The organism is Cutibacterium avidum 44067 (genome assembly GCF_000367205.1).
GTDB lineage: Bacteria > Actinomycetota > Actinomycetes > Propionibacteriales > Propionibacteriaceae > Cutibacterium > Cutibacterium avidum.
The window spans coordinates 754,592-777,991 of sequence record NC_021064.1; the positions used below are offsets into that span (position 1 = coordinate 754,592).

Consider the following 23,400-nt stretch of genomic DNA (forward strand, 5'->3'; position numbering starts at 1 on the left):
CAGTGACCGTGCCCCGCGTCGCAGACACCAAGTGAACGCTCTCAACAGCGGGGCCTTTCGACGCTGTCTCTGGAGATCGGTGTGTGACAATGCCATCGGTGGTGAGTAACCCGGGGCACATGGTCGCTTACCAAGGACGTACATGGGTGCTTCAGCTGGGCGATTTCCGCTGTCGGGAATTTTGTTCACCTGAACCCATCGATCCCTCGTTTCGCTCAGAGATGCGCTGTCACGCGTGCCTTTGAGCCCGAGAAGGAGAAATGGATCCTTCCAATGGGTATGCACGCTCACGGTTCTAGTGGCGCCCCAGATCTTGAATCGTCGGCAGTGATGTGTTTTCCGGAGACCGTCGGCTCTGATTCCATGGAACTCCACGGTGCTCCAACAGACCAATCGGAGGTGCCGGAATGATCGGCTCCACATGGTGAGCGGTGTACGGCAGGGGGCGGGATAGGGAGGAAACAGGACCGCCTCAGGCGACCCGGCGCCGCATCCCCCCGAGCAGCCCGCGTGGCGCGAGGACCCAGCACAGGAGGAACACCGCCGTCGCGACGAGGACGATCGTCCCGCCGGCCGGAAGGTCGATCGACCACGACAGGTACAGGCCCACCAGGGCACTGAGGCCGCCGATCACCGGCGCCAGGACCATCATTCGACCCAGCCGATCGGTGAACAGGCGGGCGGTGGCGGCCGGGGTCACCAACAGGGCCAGGACGAGGACGTTGCCGATGACCTGCACAGAGATGACGACGGTCATCGTCACCAGCACGTAGAGCAGCAGGTCGAGGGCGAAGACCGGAAGGTTGGAGGCCCGCGCAGTCTCCCGGTCCAGGCCGACGGTCACCAGCTCCTTGTGGACGGCGCGTTCCAGGAGCAGCACGATGGCCCCGGCCACGCACACGACGACGATGTCGTCGTTGGTGATACCCGTGATGGATCCGAAGAGGAACTGTTGCAGGGAACCCGAGTACCCAGGAGCTCTGGAGATGATGACGATTCCCAACGCGAAGGCACCCGCAAAGAGGATTCCGATGACGGAGTCCTCCTTGAGGCGTCGGTTCTGGGAGACGATGGCCACCAGGACGGCAGTGACGAGACCGGCCACAGCACCACCGACGAGCAGCGATCCCTGGAGTAGGAAGGCCACCGCCAAACCGGGGAAGACCGAGTGGGCCACCGCGTCGCCGATGAAGGCCATGCCTCTCAGCACGACATGGGAACCGATGACGCCGGCAACCATCGAGCAGACCACGGCAACGAGCAGGGCCTTCGGTAGGAAGACCAGCAGGGGATTGGTGAGATCAGTGAAGAACTCCCATGGAGTGAGCATTGATGGTTCCTTGTCAGACGGGGGTGTGGACGGGTTCAGCAGCCCCGACCATGGTCAGCAGCGGGGAGTTCGCGGTGACCCCGAAGGCCTTCATCCACATCGCCGGATCACGCAGTTCCTCCGGGGTGGAGTCGGCGATGACGGTGCGGTTGATGAGGCACACCCGGTCAGCGGTGGCCATGGCCTGGGCGAGGTCGTGGGTCGTCATGACCAGTGTGGTGCCGTCGGCTGCCAAGCGGCAGAACAGCTCGGTGAGCATCTCTTGGGTCGGCATGTCGACCCCGGTGAACGGCTCGTCCAGAAGCAGCACGGAGGGACGCGTGGCCAGGGCTCGGGCAATGAGAACACGCTGACGCTGACCGCCGGAGAGTTCTCCCACGGTGCGATTTGCTAAGTCCGCCATGCCGGCGATCCGCAGGGCGTCGCGCACCGCGATGTGGTCATCCTTGCCAGGACGACGCAGCCACCCGATGTGGCGGGTTCGTCCGCTCATGACGACGTCGGCGACGCTGATGGGGAAGTCCCAGGCAAATTCGTGACGCTGGGGGACGTAACCGATGTGACGCCATCCCTTGCCGGGAGCGGACCCAGCGACCTCAACACTGCCCTTGGCCGGTTTCACCAAGCCGAGCATGCTGCGCAGAATGGTCGTCTTGCCGGCGCCGTTGGGGCCCAGAAGTGCCAGCAGGTCACCCCTGCTGGCTGACAGGTTGACGTCGTGGAGCACGCGGAGGCCGCCCAGGTTGACGGCCATGTCAGTGATCTTGATGGATCCGAGGTCACTCATGTGAACTCGTTCCGCTGTCGGAGGTCTTGGCCGATGTTGCGTCGGTACCCTCGTCCTTCCACACCTCGTCGTGCATCTTCCTGATCTTCGAGCGTCCCACCAGAGCAGCGATGATGAGGGCGATGATGACGACTCCGGCGATGATCGCGATGATCATTCCCCACGGGGTGCCATGGTCGGAATTATCAGTGGAGTTGGTGGTAGCTGTTGACGGGGATGCCTTCGCAGGGGCCGAGGCAGCGGCGGAGCCGCTCGTTGAGGCCATGCCGGACGCCGAGGGATCCGATGCCGTGGCAGCCTGGGAGGATGCCGAGGCAGAGGCCCCCATGGTTCGAGCCTCGTCGGCCGAGCCCTTGTCACCGACGACGAATCTCAGCTTGGTCGAGTAGGAGTGCTTGGCGCCCTTGGCGTCGGTGCCGCGGACATCGACGGAGATGGTCTGCGCTCCCGGATCGGAGAACACCCAGTTGGCGTGCACATGGGTGTTGGTCTCCATGTGCACTAACTGCTCACCGGACTTGGTGGAGCCATACAGCGGTGTCGGGGCGTCGAAACCGTTCTCGATGAACATGTGGGCCTGGCCTGGGCCCTCGTGCCCGGTGAAGACGAGTTCGGCGCCACGAGGGAAGTTCTTGACGATCTCCGGGGCCTGGGTGTTCCAACCGAGCCACACGACCTTCTGGTCCTGGGTCTGCGGAATGACATATGCCTTCTTGCCACGCATGTCGCCGAGGAAAGAGTAGGTCTCGTCGTTCGGCACATCGATACGGGACGCATCGACCACGCGTAGCACGGCGTCATCGGTGCTGCGCCACACCGGCGGGTTGGCGGTGTCGTCGCGGGCCATGAGGGTGAACTTGCCGTCAACGATGCGAGGGCCGACGTCGACGTGTCCTCGCCTGATCTCGGCGGGTTCCTTGGCCACCTTCTCGTTGTCGGTCACCGTCTGCTTGAGGGCAGGATCTGGTGGCGGGGTAGGGGAGGCATGAGCTGGCTGCGAGAGTGCGAAACCAGTACTGAGCGCGATGAACATGGCAGACAGGGATGCCAACCGACGGTGTTTCGTAATCATGGATTCCTCCGCAGGAGCCTCATCCCAGGCACTTGGCCAGGGAGTCGGCGTCGAATTTCATAAGGTCGATGTAGTTCGTGACTCGGTCGTCGAAGGTGTCGCCGTAAATGGGGCACACCTGGACACCGTTCTCGGTGGCAATGGCCGCGAGCACTGAGGAGCCACGCAGCACATTGGGTTCCAGGAACACGGCCGGCACCTTGAGGTCGGCGATGGTCTGGTTGAGTTTGCGTCGTTGTGCCATGGACGGCTCGACACCGGGATTGGCGGTCACGAATCCGGCCACGTGCATGCCGTGGGCCTGAGCGAGGTAGCCGTAGGCGTCGTGGCTCGTGATGAGCTGACGCCGCCCCTTGGGAATGTTGGCGATCTTGCGATCGACGTAGTGCGAGGTCTCTTCCAGCCTCGCCAGGTATGTCTTGGCGTTCTCTCGGTAGGGCTGGGCGCCGTCGGGGTCGGCCTTGATGAGAGCGTCACGGATGACCTGCACGTAGGCCTTGGTGTTCTTGATGCTCATCCACAGATGGGGGTCGATCTCACCATGAACGTGCGCGCCTAGAACGGCCTGGGGCAGCTGGTGGATCGAGTCACCAGGGTGGCCCAGGAATCGAAACGCCGGAGTCGGTGGGATTTCGGTGAGTGCCTTCGGGGGCACCCACACCACGGACTTGTCGGGGCTCAGACGCTTCTGGGTGCGGACGCCACCGCCAGTCGGATCGGACAGGATGATCATCTTGCCCTCGTCGATGTCAGCGGAGAGGTCCGCGTGGCCCTTGTCGATGACCGTCCGATTGGCGAGTCCGGGGATCGTGCGTGGATCAGCTCCGACGGCAATCGTCAGGGTCTGGGTGCCGATGGGGGTGTTTCCCTTGGCCGTGGACAGGGTGGCCGCGAAGGTCGCCTTGTAGATGCCAGGCTTGCTGAACGCCCACGACATGTGGGTGTGGGCGTCAGCGGGAAGCTCGACGTCATCACGCTCGTCGACGCCGTCAGTCGTCGAGTAGTAGATCTGCGGACGACCAAAGGTGCCGGTGATGTAGGCGGTGAGATCGCCAGGACCGTCGACGGATTTCAATTGGAGATGGACCGAGGACGAACGGTCGGCCCCTCGAGCAGTGCCCTTGCCGATGACCCGCAGGCCCAGCCAGACGGTGTCCAGGTTGGCATTCTCGACGAGCGGGATGACCTCAGCGCCATACTTCTGTGCCTCCTCAGCCAGAGAGACGTTGATCGATCCGGCAGGCAGGGAGGCGTCGATGGTCTTGATGACCGAATGGGGTTCGAGCATGAGGTAGTTCGACAGCGCGACCTTCGAGTACACGACGGTCCGGACATCACGCAGCGACGGCTCGTAGGTGTGGGGGTCTGCGCCGGAGGGCACCATCGAGGTGACGGTGGCACGATCGCCGGCGACGTTGCGCGTCAGGTCAGCGAGGATGGGCGTGGTCGTCACCACGGAAAGCTTGTCGTTCTGGGAAGCGGGCGCGTGGCCGCACCCAGCCAGAAGGCTGAGTGCGGCCACGACGCACACCAGGCGTTTTCTCACCCGCGTCGTCTCCTCGCCACGAGGAGAGCGCCGGTCAGACCGATAACCGCGAGGGCTCCGGCCACCAGACCCTGGTTGGTCTGGGAGGCGATACCGGAATCGCCGAAGGTGCCGTTCTCACCGGAGCGTGGCAGCCCGTTGAGATCGCAGGGCTTGCCATCGGGGGTGCGGCCCACGATGGTGTAACTCGGCTCGGTGTTCTGGTCGGCACCGGTGGAGGCCGACACCTTGCCGATGGAGGCGGCGACCGACTTGGGATCGATACCCACTGCGAAGTGGAGGGTGCCGGTGGCGCTGACCTTCTTGCCGGCCTTGGTGGTGGCCGTCTGGGTGACGGTCACGGCGTAGTGGCCGGGGGCGGTGAACACCCAGTTCGGGTGAGCATGGGTGTTGGCCGGGACGGTGTAGCTGGTGGGTCCGCCGACGTTGTCAAAGACCCGCTGGCCCACTCCACCACCGAAGGTGCCGGACATGAACACGGCCATTTTGCCGGGGCCGCTGACCTTGTCCAGGTGCATCTGGACCGGGCCGGTGGTGCCGTTGACGATGGACTCGTGCATGGTGTTGACGCCGAGCCACGGCACGCCGGGAACCTGGGTCGCACCGATGTGCCACACCTTGCTGCCGCCCTTGGCAATGAACTCCATGCCGGCGGGAGCGGTGGTGTTGGCCTTGTCACCGACAGCCATCACGATGCTTGACGGCGCAACCCACTTCGCCGGAGCGGAGCGGTCGTCCTTGAGAGTGGAGATGAGCTTGCCGGACTGCAGCTGGACGCCCCAGTCGAAGTGCCCCTCGGTGGCGATGGACGCAGGATGGGTGGCAGGCTGAGCCGTCTTCTTCACGGCAGCGGCAGCCTTGTTGGGGATCTTCACCGGACGGCAGATCTCCTTCTGGGCCGAGGCGCCGCTGGTAGCAGTTCCCTCGGTCGATCCGTTCGAGTCGGAGTTTCCGCCAACCTCGTTGGTCGGCGTGGTGCCGACAATACCGAGATCATCGAAGGGCTTGTCGGAACCGCCCTTGGTGCTGTCATTGCCGTGGTCACCGGTGGGGCAGGTGTTGGCAGCGGCGATGGCCTTGGAACCGACCATCCAGGTGTAGGTGTGGGCTCCGGTGCTGACGGTCTTGCCATTGCGAACGGCGGTGGCGTCAACAGTCATCTGGTAGCGGCCGGGCTTGGTGAACACCCAGTTGGCGTGCACGTGAGACGGCTGCTTGACGGTGATGGTGCCCGGGAGGGTCTTGGAGCCACCGTCGAGAAGGGCCTTGACTCCGCCGAAGGAGCTCTGCGAGAACAGGTGCACTTGGCCGGGGCCCTTGACGTTGCGGACGTTGATCTTGACCTCGTTGAAGCCATTGCGATTGACGTCAAAGGTCTCCCAGCCTGGCCACAGCAGATCCTGGTTCTGCGTGATGGGCAGCAGGTAACCCCTGGGGGCACCGGGGTACCCGCTCGGGATGGTGGTCAGGGCAGAGTCCTTGACGGCAAGCAGGACGTTCTCCGGGGTGTGAAGCACGCCCTCGCCGGTCACGTCCTCCTTGATCTGCAGGTCAAGACCGTTCTTGGCGGCCGAGCCGACGCGGAAGACGTCGGAATGACCGTGGTCAAGAACGAGCTTCTTGTGGCAGGGCTCCTTGCCGTTGCTCGGTTTCGGGGCCGGGGTCACAGACGACTTCGGGGTGGCCGAGGGCTTCGGGGTCGGCGTCACGGACGGGGTAGGTGTCGGCATGGGGGTCGGCTTGCCCCACGGGGCCGGAAGGGCCGTCTGGTCGCCAACCACCCAGGTATAGGTGTGTGGCTTGGTCTGGAAGGTCTTTCCGGACTTCTCGGCCAAGGCCTGGACGGTCATGGTGTAGAGACCTGGCTTGCTGAACACCCAGTTGGCATGCACGTGGGACGGATGATGAACCGTGATCGTGCCCGGCAGGGTGTTGGAGCCACCGTCGAGCAGTGCCTGAAGGTCTCCGAAGGACCCCTGCGAGAACAGGTTGACCTTGCCCGGTCCCTTGACGTTGCTGATGTTGATCTTGACGGCGCTGAAGTCATTGCGCTTGACGTCGAAGGTCTCCCAACCCGGCCACAGAACCTCCGGGTTCTGGGTGAGGGGGAGGACATATCCCCTGGGAACTCCCGGCAGACCTGCCGGGATGTCCATGAGCGCAGCGTCCTTGATCTTGAGAAGCACGTTCTCCGGGGCGTGCAGGATGCCCTCTCCGGTCACGTCCTCTTTGAGCTTGAGGTCGAGTCCGCCATTGTCGGTCGATCCGACGCGGAAGATGTCAGTGTGACCATGGTCGAGGACCATAGGCTTGTCGCTACCCGGGTCGGCATCCGATCCAACTTGGGCGTAGACGTTGTTGGGATCCCTGAGGTCATCACTGCCCCAGAGACCCTTGATGATCGGCCTGTCGCTGCCCGTACCCCACTCGACGTGGGCGGTGTCGACAAGGCCGTTGTGCAGGAGCTCCCGGCTCGGCGCTGCTGCGTTCGCTGAGGATGGGTTGATCATCAGGAACGTCAGCAGGACGGCAAGGAGCGATGCGAACCGTTTCACGGTGGCCTCCATTGTCTTCCTGTGATTTCCGACTAACTGTATAATGAGAACAGTTATCACCGCTACCGGGGCCTGATATGGGTTCTTGATAGAGAACCGTGTTGCGACAGGCAATCCTCGGGTTGTCGACGTCAAGAATTCATCTTGCCGATGAGCCCTCCTTGGCTTCATGTGGCTGTGAAATGTGATGTTTAACACTCCCCACCGGGGTCGTGTTTGCTTGCTGGTGACCCTGGCCGTGGTATAGGTCATGGATCGACGGCGCGAATCGGGGCCATGGAGATCACACCTGGCTGCATTCTGAGGCCGCACGAGATTACTTGCGTAGAGGGATCGGTCGGAGTCGATACACGCGCTGCGCGTGACCTGTTGAGAGTCCGACGGACTGTCGAGGGTGAGCTGGCGAAGTCGGCCACCATCCTCCCTGCCGCTAGGATTCAACGTGGTCGTGGCCGGTCACGTCGAAGGGCGGCGGAGGGTCGAGCGCGGCCGGGAAGGTACACGTCGTGTTGACGCGCATGTCACAGCTCTTCGTCCGAACCCTGCGAGAGGATCCGGCCGACGCCGAGGTTCCCAGCCATCGTTGGCTGGTGCGGGCCGGGTACATCCGTCGGGTTGCTCCCGGCATCTACTCATGGCTGCCACTGGGCCTCCGGGTGATGCGCAAGATCGAGGCCATCTGTCGCGAGGAGATGGCTGGAATTGGAGCTCAGGAGGTGTGCTTCCCCGCACTCCTCGCCTCCGATCCTTACAAGGAGACTGGTCGCTGGGTTGAGTACGGCGACAACCTCTTCCGTCTCAAGGATCGCAAGGGGGCGGAGATGTTGCTTGGCCCGACCCACGAGGAGATGTTCACCCTCATGGTCAAGGACCTGTACTCCTCGTACAAGGACCTGCCACTGTGTCTCTACCAGATCCAGAACAAGTACCGAGACGAGGCTCGTCCGCGCGCTGGCATCCTGCGTGGCCGCGAGTTCGTCATGATGGACGCTTACTCCTTCGACGTCGCCCCGGTGGGCCTCGACGAGGCCTACCAGGCCCAGCGCGACGCCTACATCCGCATCTTCAACCGTCTCGGTCTCGACTATGCCATCGTCAAGGCGATGTCCGGTCCGATGGGTGGTTCCCGCTCCGAGGAGTTCCTGGCCATTGCCGCCAATGGTGAGGACACCTTCGTGCGTTCTCCCGGTGGCTATGCGGCCAATGTCGAGGCGGTCCGGATGACTGCCCCGGACCCGCTGTCGATCGAGGGATTGCCGGATGCGGAGGTCGTCGACACCCCCGAGGTTCCCACCATCGAGTCCCTGGTCCGGATGGCCAACGAGGTGCGTCCTCGCGAGGATCGTCCTTGGACCGGGGCTGACACCCTCAAGAACATCGTCTTCATGGTGACCCATCCTGACGGCAAGCGTGAGCCACTGGCCATCGGTCTGCCAGGAGATCGCGAGGTCGACGAGAAGCGGCTCGAGGCCGCCCTCGAGCCGGCCGTGGCTGAGCCCTTCACGGAAGAGGACTTCGCTGCCAACCCACAGTTGGTCAAGGGGTACATCGGCCCGGGGTCCCTGGGCGAGGAGAACTCCTCAAAGGTGCGCTATCTCGTCGATCCCCGTGTCGTCACCGGCACGTCCTGGATCACCGGTGCCGACCAGACGGATCGTCACGTCTTCAACATGGTGGCAGGACGAGACTTCACCCCCGACGGAGTCATCGACGTCGCCGAGATCCGTGAGGGCGATCCCGCTCCCGACGGCAGTGGTGAGCTGCACCTGTCCCGCGGTATCGAGATTGGCCATATCTTCCAGCTCGGCAAGAAGTACGCCGACGCCCTGGGGCTCAAGGTGCTCGACCAGAATGGCAAGCTCGTGACCGTCACCATGGGTTCCTACGGTCTGGGTGTTTCGCGCGCGGTGGCCGCCATCGCCGAGAGTACCTGTGACGACAAGGGTCTGGCCTGGCCTCGCGAGGTCGCTCCCTTTGACGTCCAGGTGCTCGCCACCGGCAAGGGTGCTGAGGTTCTCGAGGAGGCGACCAGGATTGCCAGTGAGCTGGCCGAGGCCGGACTCGATGTGCTCCTGGACGACCGCAAGGCGTCCCCGGGCGTGAAATTCGCCGACAGTGAGATCCTCGGTATGCCGACCTCGGTGGTCGTCGGTCGGGGGCTCAAGGACGGGCTCGTTGAAGTTCGCGATCGTGCCACGGGTGAGAATCGTGAGGTCAGTGTGGCCGAGGCGGTATCCGCCGTCCTTGAGGAAGTGCGCGGCTGAGCGCTGATTCGGAGGTGATCGTTTAACCGGCCGACATCCGCACGTGGCTGTATCGTCGTCAACTGTTCTCGAAATCTGGCGCGCAAGTGACCCAATGCCCCTATGACAATGGGTTTCGTACGTCGGGCCGAATGGCCCCTCGACCTTGCGAAAGGTAAATTGATGCCAGAGGACGAAGACAAATTGACCAGAATTGACGACAACGTGGCCCGGAACACGCTGGGACGACGGAGCTTTCTCGGCGGTATGACCCTGGTTGCTGCGGCAGCGGTGACCGGCACGGCCCCGGCATTGGCTCATGCGTCGAAGCGTCTCCATTCTACGGCCGGAACCACCCTCGAGCAGGTGGGCCTGCGGGATCCGGGCAGCGGATACCGCAGACTCAAGGCACAGCGCGGGTACCCGCTCGTTGTGCGCGAGGAACTTGCCAGGGGCAAGAGCGGGCGTGACGACCGACGCCACGGCTTGGCGTCGGTCGTTCAGCTCACTGACCTGCACGTGACCGATGTGCAGTCGCCGATGCGGGTCGAGTTCCTGCACCTGCTAGCTGGCCCGGCCTTCCGCCCGCACGAGGCCTTGGGCCCACTTGCCACGGCCTCCTTGGTGCGTCGCGTCAATTCCCTCCGGGGCGGTCCGGCCACCGGACGGGCTTTCGACGCTCTCGTCAGCACGGGTGACAACACCGACAACCATGAGCACGTCGAACTCGACTGGTACCTCACCTTGTTGGCCGGGGGAACGATCGTCCCGAATACTGGTGCTCGTGATCGCTGGGAGAGTGTGCAAACCTTCGGGGATCCGCTGTTTTACAATCCTGAAGCGCATCACGACGACATGTACAAACGTGCCGGCTTTCCTCAGATCGACGGCTACTTCCGTCGCGTCATGGCCCCGGTGTCGTCCTCGGGTGTGAAGATCCCGTGGTATGCGGTGTTCGGAAACCACGACGACTCAGTCCAAGGCACGCTGCCTGCTGATTGGGAATTTCTGAAGGCGATGTACACCAGCGATCGAAAGATCACCGGTTTCGCCAGTGACAGGGACGCCAAGGCTTACGTCCAGGCAGCCCAAGGCGGCGGACCGGTCGCGCTGTCCAATGATGCCGTCTCGCTGACTCGGCGGGTCACTGCGGATGAGCGGCGCGTACCCTTCACTCCTTTTGAGTTCATCCAGGCTCACTTGCGTGAGGGTGCTGATGGTGCGGGTCCGCATGGTCACGGTTTCAGCGAAAATGACCTCAACGCGGTACGCGGTTACTACACCTTCCCGATCGCAGAAGGCGTGACCGGTATCAGCCTGGACTCCACCAACCGGGCCGGCTACACCAATGGTTCCATCGACGACCGTCAGTGGAAGTGGTTGAAGTCCGTGCTGCGCGCCGGTAGCAGTGTGTACTACGACGATCTGGGTGTGCGGCATCATCACGACGCCAGCGACACCATGTTCGTCCTTTTCAGCCACCATGACTCGAAGACGATGAACAACCCCGTCCTCCCCGGTGACGGCACCGGTATTCGTCATCTCGGCCCTGAACTGGTGTCCCTGCTCTCGCACTACCCGAATGTGGTCGCGTGGGTCAACGGCCATGTGCATGCCAACAACATCACCGCTCACCGGCACGCTCTCGACGCCCGCCGTAGCTGGTGGGAGATCAACACGGCGTCGCACGTCGACTTTCCCCAGATGGCCCGTGTCATCGAGCTTGCCGACAATCACGACGGTACCGTGAGCATCTTCACGACCTTGATCGAGTCCAATGCTCCTTATCAGGCCGACTACGACACCACGGACCCGGATGGTCTGGCCAGTCTGTACCGAGAGTTCGGGGCAAACGACATCCATACGATGGCACGTAGGCTTGGTACATCGGTCGATCACAACACGGAGTTGCTACTGGCGCATCCGTGGGCCTGAGGCACCTCCAGACCGAGAACGTGTCGGGCCCCGCCTTTTCAGGAGGTGGGGCCCCTAATTTGTTGGTGTCATACGGAAGGTTGACACGTGACGTCGTGGGTCTTTGCTGGTCTTGTCCTCGCCGCCTTCATGGCAGGGTGGGTCAACGCCGTCGTGGGTGGGGGCGGACTCATCATGCTGCCGTCCTTGTTGGTTGGCTTGCCGACCGAGACGCCGGTGGCGACGATCGTCGGGACGAATAAGACGGCCCAAGTCGTCGGGAACCTCACCGCTGGAGTGGGGTACTTGCGCAAGCAACGACCGGACTGGCGGATGTTTCTCTCAGCGGCCGGCATGGCCGTCATCGGCGCGGTGATCGGGGCTCGGATCGTCACTTACATGTCCCGAGCGGTCTACACGCCCATCCTGCTCATCGTCCTCGTGGTCATAGGGATTTACACCTGGAGACGACCAGCCCTGGGCGTGAGCTCGCACGGAGAGGGCGGGAAACACCCCCTTCTGGTTCCGATCATCGGCCTCTTCCTGGGGTGTTACGACGGGGCCATCGGACCGGGGGTCGGGACCTTCTGGGTACTCACCTATGTCGCCGTGGGCGGCTATTCCTTCCTCAAGGCCTCCGGGATGGCCAAGATCTGCAACACGGTGACGAACCTCGTCACGATCACGACGCTGGCCATTCACGGTCACGTCTGGTGGCACGTCGCCTGGCCGCTCGTCATCGCCAACGTCGTTGGTGGGTTCATCGGCGCTCGGACCGCCATGAAACATGGCAATGGTTTCGTCCGGACGATGTTCCTCATCATCACCAGCGTGCTGGCAGTACGGATGCTGGTTCAGCTGATCTGGGGAGTCTGAGTCGTGTTGCCGCCGGGTCGCGGCTTCCTGCTCACACCCAGCCGGGCCAGGTCGTCACCCCAGTGCCCAGATGGGCAAGGACCTCAGTCTGGCTGGCCATAGCGGCGACGGCGTGCGGACGTGCTGGCGCCGGGCTCGCGGCTGTCACCCGGCCCCAGCCAGACAGCACGTTGTCTTCCAAGTCGGACCACAGTGAACGGGTCGCTGCCGCATTGGCAGGAGGTGTCGACATGGGGTAGCCAGGCAGATCAGGGGTCGGGGTGGCAGAGGCATCGCGGATTCCCCGACGGACCTCGGCGCGCTGGGCGATGACCTGGTCGCGTCGCCGCCATCCCCAGGCGCGAAGCGGGTCTCCCTCGGCAAGGCGACCGATACCCCATTCCAGGCCTGCCACGAGGGCATTGAGATGGGTCAGGAGCGCCTGCTGGGCATTGACGAGAGGTTCCTGTCCGACGGAGACCGGGACAACCTTGGGCGTGGGACGTGGAGCGGGGGCGTCGGGGTCGAAAGCTGAGCAGAACACCGAGAGACTGGCCCACACCAGGGATTCCGAGGGGTCACCTGCGGCTCGGCAATTCGACAGATATTGGGTAGCGGCAGCCTTTTCGTGACGCTGCAGCAAGGCAACTGGCGATCCCTGTCCGGCGGTCAACGGTGAAGGTGAGACCGAGGGGGATGGAGAGCCTGTGTTTCCGGAGAAGGGGTCAGTCTGGCTCAGCACCTGACAATGCCGATGATGGGCAGCGGCGACGCGCTGGTACATCACCTTCCGGCTGCCACCGACGGTACTCGCGGCTTTCGTCGCCAACTGCGCCAGAAGGGCTTCCTGGGACACGGCATCGCGACGTTGTGGGGCTGCGCTGGCAATGGTTGAGCGCACCGGGATCGTCCTCTTGCCGGACTCATGATCGCAACCTGCCAGCCCGACGGCGACGAGACTGGCTCCACTGGCAAGAAGGGTTCTCCGAGCGATCATGTGCTCACCCTATCCATACTGAAGCTATACCTCCGACCTGACACCAGGGATCACCCAGGTGGGGAGGCGATGACATCCAGGTGACAGGACTGAGCGGCTAGACTCGGTGCGGACAATTTGCAACGACAACAGGATGAGACACAGATGAATGCAGAGAGGCTCACCAGCCTGCTGGAACCGGTCGTGTCCCAGCTCGGGCTCGAACTCGATCGCGTCGAGGCCGTGCCTGCCGGACGACGTCGCCTGGTACGAGTGACGGTCGACGGGGATGGCCCTGACGGCCACGGACCCAGCCTTGACGAGATCTCCGAGGCCACTGCCGAGATTTCCCGCTGCCTCGATGATGCCGATGCCATGGGGGAGTCGCCGTACACCCTCGAGGTGTCTTCGCGTGGTGTCTCCACTCCGTTGACCCAGCCACGTCACTACCGACGCAACGTCGGACGCTTGGTGCGGTTCACCCTCAACCCAGGCGAGGGGCAGAAATCCGGGGAGACCTTCGATGGCCGCATCATCGCGGCCACGGAGGAGAAGGTCACCCTCGAGGTCGAGGCAGAGAACTCGAAGCCTCACAAGCCCGTGTACACCACCCGCGAGGTCCAGCTGGCTGACGTGGCGAAGGCCATCGTGCAGGTGGAGCTCAATCGTCGCGACGCACAGGCGTCGGAGGAGGAGAACTGAGATGGACATCGACCTGTCGACCCTGCGCATGATCGAGCGGGACAAGGACATCCCGCTCGATTACCTGCTGACGACCTTGGAGGATGCTCTCCTCAATGCCTACGACAAGACGGATGCTCCTGCGAAGGGTGCCAAGGTCCAGCTCGACCGCAAGACCGGGAACGTCGCCGTCATGATCCCGGAGAAGGACGAGGAGGGGGAGATCGTCGGCTGGTACGACGGCACCCCCGATGACTTCGGGCGCGTGGCTGCCTCGACGGCTCGCCAGGTGATCTTCCAGCGTCTGCGCGAGGCCGAGGACGAGCAGAAGTACGGCCATTTTGCGGCGGTCGAGGGTGACGTCATCACTGGCGTGGTCCAGCAGTCCTACCGCGACACCCGCACGGTTCGCGTCGATCTGGGCGCCCTCGAGGGCATCATGCCCCCGGCTGAGCAGGTTCCCGGTGAGGACTACTCGCATGGCCGTCGTATTCGTGTCTACGTCGTGGCAGTGCGGAAGGAGGCCCGCGGCCCGCAGGTGATCGTCTCACGCACCCACCCGAACCTGGTGCGCAAGCTCTTCGCCATGGAGGTACCGGAGATCGAACAGGGTGTCGTCGAGATCAAGGCCCTGGCTCGTGAGGCCGGTCACCGCTCCAAGATCGCCGTCGTTTCCCACAATCCCGACGTCTCGGCCAAGGGCGCCTGCATCGGACCGATGGGTCAGCGAGTGCGCGCCGTCATGCATGAGTTGGGCGAGGAGAAGATCGACATCATCGACTGGTCGGAGGATCCCGGCGAGTTCGTGGGTGCGGCTCTCTCGCCTGCCAAGGTGGCGTCGGTGACGGTCATCGATCCCAAGGCCAAGGCTGCCAGGGCCGTTGTCCCGGACTACCAGCTCTCCCTGGCCATTGGACGTGAGGGCCAGAACGCCCGTCTGGCAGCTCGTCTCACCGGGTGGCGTATTGACATCCGTCCTGACAACCAGGTCTGAGACCGCTTGAGGTAGCCGACGACGTCCGACCTTCCCCGCGAAGGTCGGGCGTCGTGCCTTTGTCCCTCCCTCTGGCCTAGGGTTGTCGGGTGATCAGACGACCCCAACGCACCTGCGTCGGATGCCGACGCGTCGACGATCCAGCCCACATGAGGCGTTATGTGCTGATTGACGGGGTCGTCGTGGCAGACCTGACTGGCAGTGCAGCTGGAAGGGGAGCTCACGTCCATCTTGACGATGAGTGCTGGAAGCGCGCCGTGGCCGGGGGATTCGCGCGATCCTTTCGTCAGCGGGTGACCGTCGACCAGATTGGTGGGTGCAAGTGACCAACGCGGTGAATTGGGCTCAACAGGACAGTTTCGGTAAAGTTGTTCCTGCATGTCCGCCGGGAGGTCCGGCGGCCTCACCGAATCGTGTCCCTGGACGGTCGGTCATTCTGGCTCGAAGGGACTGAATAGGAAGTGGGCACAAGCTCATGAACACTCGATGAGTTCGCACCAATGAGGATTCACAACAACTAGGCCCAGGTCCACCGCGGCCGGGCCCGAAGGAGAGTAGTGGCCAAGGTCCGCGTCTATGAGCTCGCGAAGGAGCTCGGACTGTCAAGCAAGCAGCTTCTGGGGAAGCTCAACGACATGGGCGAGTTCGTCCGTTCGGCTTCCTCAACCATTGAGGCACCAGTTGTGCGGCGACTGCGTGACCAGATCGGTTCGGCTGAACCGACTGGCGACGCCAAGCCCGCGAAGCCTGCGGCTCGCAAGTCGCAGGCAGCATCCAAGGGAAAGTCCAAGGAGACCCCGTCGGCCAAGCCGACTCCCGGTCCCAAGCCGGGCCCCGCGCCGAAGCCGGCGCCTGGTCCCCGTCCCGGTTCCAGCGGAGGCCCGAAGCCTGGGCGCAGCTCTGCAGCTCGCACCAGTGCGACTCCGCGTCCGGGTCTCATGAAGTCTTCCGGTGGCTCCAAGAAGCAGGAGACCCCGGCACCGAAGAGCGACGCCAAGCCGGCTCCCAAGCCTGGTCAGAACGCCGCCAAGCCCCATGCACCGACCCCCGGCCCCAAGCCTGGTGGGTCGGCCAAGCCTGCCACCCCGAAGCCGGGTGCCCGTCCGGGCCCGCGCCCGGGGGGATCCGGCGGGCTGCCGTCGGGTGCTCGCCTCGGTCCGCGTCCGGGTGCTGGTCGTCGTACCGGAACCCCGCGTCCCGGGAACAACCCGTTCGCCTCCAGCCAGGGAATGGGCCAGTCCCGTCATCGCCCTGAGGGCGGGCGGCGCTCCGGTGGAGCTCCTCGTTCAGGTCAGGGCGAGCGTATGCCGCGTCCGGGCGGCAGCCAGGGATCGCGTGGCGGTTCCGGTATGCCTCGTCCGAACCCGGCCATGATGCCGAAGCACCAGTCCTCCCAGATTGGTCAGGCAAGTACTGGTCGTGGTGGACGCGGCGGTGGCCGTGGTCGCGGTGGATCCCGTGGCGGCGGTTTCGGCGGTGGCTTCGGCGGAGGACCTCGCGGTCCCGTCGGCGGTGGTCGCGGTGGTCGCGGTGGTCGCGGCACCCAGGGTGCCTTTGGCCGTGGTGGTTCCCGTCGTGGTCGCAAGTCCCGCAAGCAGCGCAGGCAAGAGTTCGACGAGATGCAGGCGCCGCTGGTCGGCGGTGTGCGCGTCCGCAAGGGCAATGGTGAGACCATCCGACTGCGTCGTGGTGCCTCGCTGACCGATCTCGCCGAGAAGGTCAATGCCGAGCCGGCGCAGCTCGTGCAGGTGCTGTTCAACCTTGGCGAGATGGTGACTGCCACCCAGTCGGTGTCCGACGACACCCTGGAGATCCTGGGCGGCGAGCTCAACTATGACATTCAGGTCGTGTCCCCGGAGGACGAGGATCGCGAGCTGCTGGAGTCCTTCGACCTTGAGTTCGGCGAGAACGAGGGCGATGAGGAGGATCTCGTCGCACGTCCACCGGTCGTCACCGTGATGGGCCACGTCGACCACGGCAAGACGAAGCTGCTGGACGCCCTGCGTCACACTCATGTGGTGGAGGGCGAGGCCGGTGGCATCACCCAGGCCATCGGTGCTTACCAGGTCGAGACCGAGGTCGACGACGTCGAGCGCGCCATCACCTTCATCGACACCCCGGGTCACGAGGCCTTCACGGCCATGCGTGCTCGTGGCGCCAAGTCCACCGACATCGCGGTGCTGGTTGTTGCTGCTGATGACGGCGTCATGCCGCAGACCGTTGAGGCGTTGAACCACGCCAAGGCTGCCGATGTGCCGATCGTCGTGGCCGTCAACAAGATCGACAAGCCGGAATCCGATCCGGACAAGGTGCGCGGACAGCTCACCGAGTACGGCTTGGTTCCTGAGGAGTACGGCGGTGACACGATGTTCGTCAACGTCTCCGCTCGTACCCACGAGGGTCTTGACGACCTCCTCGAGGCCATCGTCCTGACCGCTGACGCGGCGCTGGACCTGCGTGCCAACCCGGACATGGCTGCTCAGGGTGTTGCCATCGAGGCCCACCTTGACAAGGGTCGTGGCCCGGTGGCCACCGCCCTCATCCAGCGCGGAACCCTGCACATCGGTGATTCCATCGTTGCCGGGTCTGCCTACGGACGTGTGCGCGCCATGATCAACGATCAGGGCGAGAGCGTCGACGAGGCTGCGCCGGCCGCCCCGGTGCAGGTGCTCGGCCTCACCTCGGTGCCGGGCGCCGGCGACAACTTCCTGGTCGTCGACGATGACCGGATGGCTCGCCAGATCGCCGAGAAGCGTGAGGCTCGGATGCGTGCTGCCCAGCAGGCCAAGTCGTCGCGTCGCAAGACCCTCGACCAGCTGTTCGAGCAGCTCGAGAAGGGCGAGACCGAGGAGCTGCTGCTCATCCTCAAGGGTGACGGCGCCGGCTCGGTCGAGGCGTTGGAGGATGCCCTGGCCAAGATCGACGTGGGCGACGAGGTCGACCTGCGCGTCATCGACCGTGGTGTCGGTGCCATCACCGAGACCAACGTCTCGCTGGCTGCCGCCTCCAACGCCGTCATCGTGGGCTTCAACGTTCGCCCGACCGCTCATGCCCAGCGCATGGCCGACGAGGAGAACGTCGACATTCGGTACTACTCGGTCATCTACGACGCCATCGACGAGATCGAGGCCGCCCTGCGAGGCATGCTCAAGCCGATCTACGAGGAGAAGGCAATGGGCACCGCGGAGATCCGCCAGATCTTCCGCTCCTCGAAGGTTGGAACGATCGCGGGCTGCATGATCACCGACGGCACCATCCGTCGTCATGCCAAGGCCCGTCTCGTCCGCGACGGCGTGGTGATCCAGGAGACCGAGATCAACACGCTGCAGCGCGAGAAGGATGCCGTCACCGAGGTGCGTGAGGGTTACGAGTGTGGTCTGACCCTGACCAACTACTCCGACATCCGCGTCGGCGACGAGGTCCAGTGCTACGAGATGGTGGAGAAGCCTCGCGACTGAGCTTGGTCACTGTCCTGAACGGGGCGTCCACGTGGAAGCGTGGTCGCCCCGTTCGTGTGTTCCCGACTACTTGACCCATCGTCACCCGAATGATAAAATTCCCCTGCTCGGTCGGCAAAGAGGCTGGCCTTGCCCTCTTGCGTATTCTTTTGGATGGATGGTTGATGAATGTACAAAAAGAGCCGAATTGTAGTTATGTTTGCATTTGCCGAGTCTGTCTTTGGCTTGTGTTCTGCTGCGCCGGGACTTGCTGATACTATCAGAGCGACTCCTGTGACATCGTGGAAGAGTCTTTCTGTCACAGGAGGATCGGCGAAAGCATCAGGAAAAACCCAAGGACATAAGAAAGCCTACATGTCATCAGATGGTGTCTGGCATTCTCAGGCTAATTACATTTTCACTGTCGCGGGTCACAAGAAAACTGACAGGGGCGGTTACGGAAAGGTCGACGCATCCGTTCTTTATTACAAATGCCAGCCCATGCCGGGTGGAAACTGTATACCGAAAGTCTTAAGAACCGGGGCATCAGGCAGCACTGGGCGTTTGGTTGGTGGAAAGGCGTACAGATGGGATGCTGACGCCAAGATCCGCCTTGGTCGTAATCAAAGAGGCGGTTGGCAACGTTCTTCTAAGATTTGTATCGACCTAGTGGCTCGACGTGATAAGTGCAGCGATGGGTTGAATTGGTGAGTTCTGACACGATTGAACTTGACGAGGTGGTCGTTCGATACCGGTCGGGTTGGCAACTGGGGCCGGTATCGGCCACCTTTCCGGTGGGGGTGAGTGCCCTTGTCGGCCCCAATGGTGCGGGCAAGACGACGATGCTTGCTGTGCTCACCGGAATCAAACGACCGAGGGCCGGGACGCTACGTCGTGACGGGCAACCCGTGAGGAGACGACGGGAGGGCTCTGGGTACCGGGCCCACATCGGGTACGTTCCGCAGGAATGCACCTGGTCACCGTCGTGGCCGGTCGAAGACTTTCTCGCCTTCTGTGCGCGCATGTATCGAGTACCGTCCACGCAGGTCAGGCACAGGTGCCAAGGCGTCATGTCCGATCTGAACGTCGGTCAATTCGCCCACCAGCCCATCGGTACTCTGTCGGGCGGTCAAAAGCGTCGGGTCTTCCTCGCGGCGGCACTGGTTCACGACCCCGAGGTGCTCATTCTTGATGAGCCGACCGTGGGCCTGGATCCGGGGGAGCGGATCTCGTTTCGCCGCCACGTCGTCGAGCAGGCGGCCTCACGGGTCGTCGTGCTGTCCACCCATCTCATGGATGACGTCGCCTTGTCCGCAGACCAGGTGCATCTGGTCGATGGGGGACACATTACCTGGAGCGGCACGCTGCCCGAATTGATGGCTGCAGCAGGAGAATCTGATTCACAGGACCACGTGTCAGTGGCTGAGCAAGGTTACCTGCACCTGATGCAAGGTCGCGCAGAATCCGAGCTCCTTGAGGGGGACCGATGAAAGCCTGTCTTCGGCAGGCCGTCTGGTCTGGGCTGGGGCTTGCCGTGTTGTGGGTCGCCACGAGCGTTGGCCTGATGCACATGTATCCCCGCGTGTGGAAGTCCTTCGCCTTGACGACGGGGAGTGTCTCGGTGGACACGGTCATCCTGTCTCCAGTGTGCTGCGGAGTCGGGGTGGCGTACGGCGCCCGTCTTCGCCGCACCGGGGTCACGCGTACATCCCGAGCCTGGCCGCGCAGCGCCACCGCCGCCATCGTCACCACCTGGCTGATGGGTGTCGGAGCCGTTCTGCTTCTGGCTGTGGGGGTAACGACCGCAATCCTCGCATTGGTGGCTTCCGGTGACGCCGATCCGCGACTCGTGATGGGTTCGGTCCTCACCGCCATGGCCGCCACGGCATTCCTGGCCCTGGGGGCCGTCCTTGGAGTGGCGGCTGGTTCCTATCTGCTCGCCGCTGTCGCTGCCATCGCGGTCTACTTGGTGGCGGGGGCCGTTCCTGAGGCCTATGACCTGCTCATCGGATGGTCTGGTCCTGCGGCCATCGACGGCGCCCCTTCGCATCTCACCTGGCACGCCATCGCGTTGTGGGCTGGACTCGATTGTGCCGCCATCGTCGTCTCCTTGGTGCTCGTGGCCGTGATCACGACACCCGGTGGTGGGCCTTGGTGGCGGTGGCTCACGGCGACGATTCTGGTGGCAGCGGTCATCGTTGACGCCGCAGCGACGATTCGGTTGGAGGAGGTGTGGGAATCCACGGATGATTGGCGGTGTCGTGAGGTCGGCAAGCACGGATCCATGGCATGCGTCTCCGGTGACCTGTCCTGGCGGCTGGAGGAGTACGCGACGGCGATGGGCCGCGTCGATGACCTGTTGATGGCCAGCGGGGTCCAGAGACGCATTGTCTACGCCCCCGAGGGAGGGCCAGGGAAGGCCGGTTACCTGCCGGTGCGGACGCACGTGTCGACCTCCTCCACAGCGAGAGAATGGGCCGGGGATCTCAACGCACCCCTGCTGGGTGACAACCTGTTGGGAGTCGAGGATTCCACGTCCTCACAGTGTGACGGGACGGTCGAAATCCTTGACGACGCACTGGTGTCGGTCATGGACGGTCAACCCCTCGCCCGGGACTCGCTGCGATCCATGGTGGCACAGGTGAGGGCTTGTCCATGACGGGTCGGCTCTCCTGCTTCGGATGGTTCCTGCGCAGTCGCGGTCTGGTGGCCGTAGTGGCCTATCTGACGGTGGGAATGGTCTGTGCCCATCACCTTGGCGGCGACCTCGTCACCGTCCCGTTTGCCGGCAGCAGGTCGGTTGATGTGGGGCTGGGGCCTTCGAGCCTGAGTGGCATCCTCGCCTCCGTACTGTTCTCCTCCCCGGACCCACAACGGGAGCAGGCCTTCCCCGACCGTCCCATTCGCACCATGAGGGTGGTGTGGGCCGTCATCGTTCTGGTGTGGCCAGTGGCATGGGCCGTCCTGTTCAACGGTGACCAACCCATTTCTCAGTGGTGGGTGCTGTGGTTTGCGCGCAACCATGTCCTGCTGGTGGGACTGGCGATGGTCGCCAGCGTCGTACTGTCGGTGGCCTGGGCGTGGCTGCCGGGAACCATCTTCGTCCTGTCGTGCTGGATCCTGGGTACCAAGGATTCCGCGGCGACTCCCTACTGGTGGGCGCTGTTGAACCAGAGCCCTCTCGCCCCCCTGAGCCTGGCCGTTTCGGCCGCGTTGGTCGTCGTCGGGATGGTGCTGCAGTGGAGTACCCCCGGACCCCCGCGTTGACACTGGCTGCCGCGTGCGTCGGTGGGGACGGTGTGCAAAAATGGTTGATCCGCTCAGGACACCGATGGCGAGGAGAGATCATGAACACACCGAATCCGCGTGTCGCCAAGTTAGCCGATCAGATCCGAGTCGTGGTGGCCGAGACCCTTGAGCGCCGTGTCAAGGATCCCCGCCTGGGCTTCGTGACGATCACCGATGTGCGTCTGACCGGGGACTCCCGTGACGCCACCCTGTTCTGGACCGCGATGGGCGCCGACAAGGAGATCGCCGGCACGGCTGCCGCTCTCGAGTCGGCCAAGGGCATGCTGCGCTCCACCGTCGGCAAGAGGCTCAAGCTGCGCTACGCCCCGACCCTGACCTTCGTGCGTGATGCCACTCCTGAGACCGCCAAGTCGATCGAGGACGCCCTGGCACGAGCTGCCGCTTCTGATGCCGAGATCGCTCGACGCTCCCAAGGTGCCATGCCTGCCGGTGAGGCTGACCCCTACCGTCACCGCGACGAGGACGAGGCCGAGTGACGACCGTGCTTTCGGCGCGTCTTGAGGTTGGCCGATGAAGGGCAATCCTGACGTTCCCTCTGGCGTCCTCGTCGTTGACAAACCCGCCGGCGTCACCTCGCACCAGGTCGTCGGACGGGTGCGTCGCCTCATGGGCACCCGCAAGGTCGGGCATGCCGGAACCCTGGACCCGATGGCCACCGGAGTTCTGGTCATCGGGATCAATCGCGCCACCCGACTCCTCGGCCATCTGTCCCTGCACGACAAGGACTACACCGCCACGATGAGGTTGGGGGTGAGCACCGTCACCGACGACGCCGAGGGCGATGTCACTGCCATCACCGACGCATCTGGGATCGATGACGACGCCATCCTCGCCGCGATGGCACGCCAGACCGGTGAGATCCTGCAGGTTCCCACCGCCGTCAGCGCGATCAAGATCAACGGTCAGCGCGCCTACGCCAAGGTGCGTGCCGGGGAAGACGTCGTCCTGAAACCGCGTGCGGTGACCGTCTCCCGATTCGAGGCCACTGAGATACGACGCCATGGGGAGGTGATCGACGTCGACGTCGAGGTCACCTGTTCTTCCGGCACCTATGTGAGGGCCCTGGCCCGTGACGTGGGTGCCGATCTTGGAGTGGGGGGTCACCTCACTGCGTTGCGGCGAACCCGGATCGGACCTTTCGACCTCACCGCGGCTTGCCCTGACATCTTTGCCGATGATGAGGTCGCCCCGACCCCGATGACGATGGCTGAGGCTGCCGGGCTGAGCTTCCCCGTCGTCGAGGTCACCGATGACCAGGAAGCTGCCATTCGGGTCGGACGACGTCTGGACCTGACCGTCCCCGCTGACGTGACCGCGATGGTCGCCCGAACCGGAGAGATGTTGGCCCTTTATCGGCCAGATGGCGAGAAAAAGGAACGGAGTCGCGCAATCTGTGTGCTGGTTTGACCACAGTACAGTCACAGGTGCGTGTGAGCCTGTCAGGATGCGGTCAGACTGACACCATCATGTGGCGTGAAATATCCCACATGAGTTTGAATTATTTGGTACTCATGCTGCTGAAGCAGGATATTACCAAGTATTCATTGAAATTAATTTAGTCACGGCGACAATTCCTTCTGGTTGCAGGTGTAAATATGACGTGATAGCTTCAAATAGCTATTTTGCGCTGGGGGAGACGTGATTTTTAGGCGGTTCACGGCACCGTGACGCGAGGTCGTGGTGCCCTCGTGATCCGCATGA

The 23,400-nt window shown here is 63.5% G+C and carries 18 protein-coding genes; 12 read left to right on the forward strand and 6 right to left on the reverse strand.

Annotated features, from left to right (window positions below):
• Positions 1–472: 472 nt before the first annotated feature.
• Genes PALO_RS03480 through PALO_RS03500 form a run of 5 tightly spaced genes read right to left on the reverse strand, consistent with a single transcriptional unit; the run spans position 473 to position 7,302 of the window.
• Positions 473–1,330, reverse strand: coding sequence for an anchored repeat-type ABC transporter permease subunit (locus PALO_RS03480; RefSeq protein WP_015582435.1), 858 nt, complete (start codon positions 1,328–1,330; stop codon positions 473–475).
• Between the two features lie 13 nt (positions 1,331–1,343).
• Entirely contained in the window at positions 1,344–2,117 is a 774-nt protein-coding gene (locus PALO_RS03485) for an anchored repeat-type ABC transporter ATP-binding subunit (RefSeq protein ID WP_004808695.1), read from the reverse strand.
• Positions 2,110–3,189 carry a choice-of-anchor M domain-containing protein gene (locus tag PALO_RS03490; protein ID WP_015582436.1) on the reverse strand — a complete coding sequence of 360 codons (1,080 nt, stop codon included), beginning with the start codon at positions 3,187–3,189 and terminating at the stop codon, positions 2,110–2,112. The genes PALO_RS03485 and PALO_RS03490 overlap by 8 nt, the downstream gene beginning before the upstream one ends.
• Before the next feature lie 19 nt (positions 3,190–3,208).
• Complete coding sequence (locus PALO_RS03495; protein WP_015582437.1) at positions 3,209–4,735, reverse strand: anchored repeat ABC transporter, substrate-binding protein; 1,527 nt, start codon at positions 4,733–4,735, stop codon at positions 3,209–3,211.
• Positions 4,732–7,302: a TIGR03773 family transporter-associated surface protein gene (locus PALO_RS03500; RefSeq protein ID WP_015582438.1), complete on the reverse strand. Its 2,571-nt coding sequence runs from the start codon at positions 7,300–7,302 to the stop codon at positions 4,732–4,734. The genes PALO_RS03495 and PALO_RS03500 overlap by 4 nt, the downstream gene beginning before the upstream one ends.
• Before the next feature lie 506 nt (positions 7,303–7,808).
• On the opposite strand from PALO_RS03500, the gene PALO_RS03505 reads away from it, so the two are divergent.
• The 3 genes from PALO_RS03505 to PALO_RS03515 all read left to right on the forward strand — a co-directional run bounded on the left by PALO_RS03505 (position 7,809) and on the right by PALO_RS03515 (position 12,323).
• Complete coding sequence (locus PALO_RS03505; RefSeq protein ID WP_036901335.1) at positions 7,809–9,554, forward strand: proline--tRNA ligase; 1,746 nt, start codon at positions 7,809–7,811, stop codon at positions 9,552–9,554.
• Positions 9,555–9,713: 159 nt separating this feature from the next.
• Positions 9,714–11,468, forward strand: a complete 1,755-nt coding sequence (locus PALO_RS03510; RefSeq protein WP_174266647.1) for a TIGR03767 family metallophosphoesterase — start codon at positions 9,714–9,716, stop codon at positions 11,466–11,468.
• Positions 11,469–11,555: 87 nt separating this feature from the next.
• Positions 11,556–12,323: a sulfite exporter TauE/SafE family protein gene (locus tag PALO_RS03515; protein ID WP_004808689.1), complete on the forward strand. Its 768-nt coding sequence runs from the start codon at positions 11,556–11,558 to the stop codon at positions 12,321–12,323.
• A 31-nt stretch (positions 12,324–12,354) separates the two neighbouring features.
• On the opposite strand, the gene PALO_RS03520 is transcribed toward PALO_RS03515, so the two are convergent.
• Positions 12,355–13,299, reverse strand: a complete 945-nt coding sequence (locus PALO_RS03520) for a DUF4439 domain-containing protein (protein ID WP_015582440.1) — start codon at positions 13,297–13,299, stop codon at positions 12,355–12,357.
• Between the two features lie 144 nt (positions 13,300–13,443).
• On the opposite strand from PALO_RS03520, the gene rimP reads away from it, so the two are divergent.
• The 9 genes from rimP (at position 13,444) to truB (ending at position 23,106) form a co-directional block, all read left to right on the forward strand.
• Complete coding sequence (gene rimP, locus PALO_RS03525; RefSeq protein ID WP_015582441.1) at positions 13,444–13,980, forward strand: ribosome maturation factor RimP; 537 nt, start codon at positions 13,444–13,446, stop codon at positions 13,978–13,980.
• Position 13,981: 1 nt separating this feature from the next.
• On the forward strand, positions 13,982–14,953 hold the full coding sequence (nusA, locus tag PALO_RS03530) for a transcription termination factor NusA (protein ID WP_015582442.1): 972 nt from the start codon (positions 13,982–13,984) through the stop codon (positions 14,951–14,953).
• Positions 14,954–15,042: 89 nt separating this feature from the next.
• Positions 15,043–15,279 (forward strand): YlxR family protein, encoded by a 237-nt coding sequence (locus PALO_RS03535; protein ID WP_036901333.1) that lies wholly within the window; start codon positions 15,043–15,045, stop codon positions 15,277–15,279.
• Between the two features lie 231 nt (positions 15,280–15,510).
• Complete coding sequence (infB, locus tag PALO_RS03540) at positions 15,511–18,411, forward strand: translation initiation factor IF-2 (protein ID WP_041710000.1); 2,901 nt, start codon at positions 15,511–15,513, stop codon at positions 18,409–18,411.
• Between the two features lie 665 nt (positions 18,412–19,076).
• Positions 19,077–19,880 (forward strand): ABC transporter ATP-binding protein, encoded by an 804-nt coding sequence (locus tag PALO_RS03545; protein ID WP_002516968.1) that lies wholly within the window; start codon positions 19,077–19,079, stop codon positions 19,878–19,880.
• The gene (locus PALO_RS03550; RefSeq protein WP_015582445.1) at positions 19,877–21,049 is read left to right on the forward strand and encodes a hypothetical protein; all 1,173 of its coding nucleotides are present in this window, start codon (positions 19,877–19,879) and stop codon (positions 21,047–21,049) included. Before PALO_RS03545 ends, PALO_RS03550 begins: the two co-directional genes overlap by 4 nt.
• Positions 21,046–21,657, forward strand: coding sequence for a hypothetical protein (locus PALO_RS03555; RefSeq protein ID WP_002516886.1), 612 nt, complete (start codon positions 21,046–21,048; stop codon positions 21,655–21,657). Before PALO_RS03550 ends, PALO_RS03555 begins: the two co-directional genes overlap by 4 nt.
• 80 nt (positions 21,658–21,737) lie before the next feature.
• Positions 21,738–22,175, forward strand: coding sequence for a 30S ribosome-binding factor RbfA (gene rbfA / locus PALO_RS03560; RefSeq protein WP_015582446.1), 438 nt, complete (start codon positions 21,738–21,740; stop codon positions 22,173–22,175).
• 34 nt (positions 22,176–22,209) lie between these two features.
• Positions 22,210–23,106, forward strand: a complete 897-nt coding sequence (gene truB, locus PALO_RS03565; RefSeq protein ID WP_015582447.1) for a tRNA pseudouridine(55) synthase TruB — start codon at positions 22,210–22,212, stop codon at positions 23,104–23,106.
• Positions 23,107–23,400: the final 294 nt, after the last annotated feature.

Bases quoted from the DNA above. Each gene is read 5' to 3' on its own strand.
- PALO_RS03480 (WP_015582435.1), bottom strand. From the start codon at position 1,330: ATGCTCACTCCATGGGAGTTCTTCACTGATCTCACCAATCCCCTGCTG.
- PALO_RS03485 (WP_004808695.1), bottom strand. From the start codon at position 2,117: ATGAGTGACCTCGGATCCATCAAGATCACTGACATGGCCGTCAACCTG.
- PALO_RS03490 (WP_015582436.1), bottom strand. From the start codon at position 3,189: ATGATTACGAAACACCGTCGGTTGGCATCCCTGTCTGCCATGTTCATC.
- PALO_RS03500 (WP_015582438.1), bottom strand. From the start codon at position 7,302: ATGGAGGCCACCGTGAAACGGTTCGCATCGCTCCTTGCCGTCCTGCTG.
- PALO_RS03505 (WP_036901335.1), top strand. From the start codon at position 7,809: ATGTCACAGCTCTTCGTCCGAACCCTGCGAGAGGATCCGGCCGACGCC.
- PALO_RS03520 (WP_015582440.1), bottom strand. From the start codon at position 13,299: ATGATCGCTCGGAGAACCCTTCTTGCCAGTGGAGCCAGTCTCGTCGCC.
- rimP (WP_015582441.1), top strand. From the start codon at position 13,444: ATGAATGCAGAGAGGCTCACCAGCCTGCTGGAACCGGTCGTGTCCCAG.
- nusA (WP_015582442.1), top strand. From the start codon at position 13,982: ATGGACATCGACCTGTCGACCCTGCGCATGATCGAGCGGGACAAGGAC.
- PALO_RS03550 (WP_015582445.1), top strand. From the start codon at position 19,877: ATGAAAGCCTGTCTTCGGCAGGCCGTCTGGTCTGGGCTGGGGCTTGCC.
- PALO_RS03555 (WP_002516886.1), top strand. From the start codon at position 21,046: ATGACGGGTCGGCTCTCCTGCTTCGGATGGTTCCTGCGCAGTCGCGGT.
- rbfA (WP_015582446.1), top strand. From the start codon at position 21,738: ATGAACACACCGAATCCGCGTGTCGCCAAGTTAGCCGATCAGATCCGA.
- truB (WP_015582447.1), top strand. From the start codon at position 22,210: ATGAAGGGCAATCCTGACGTTCCCTCTGGCGTCCTCGTCGTTGACAAA.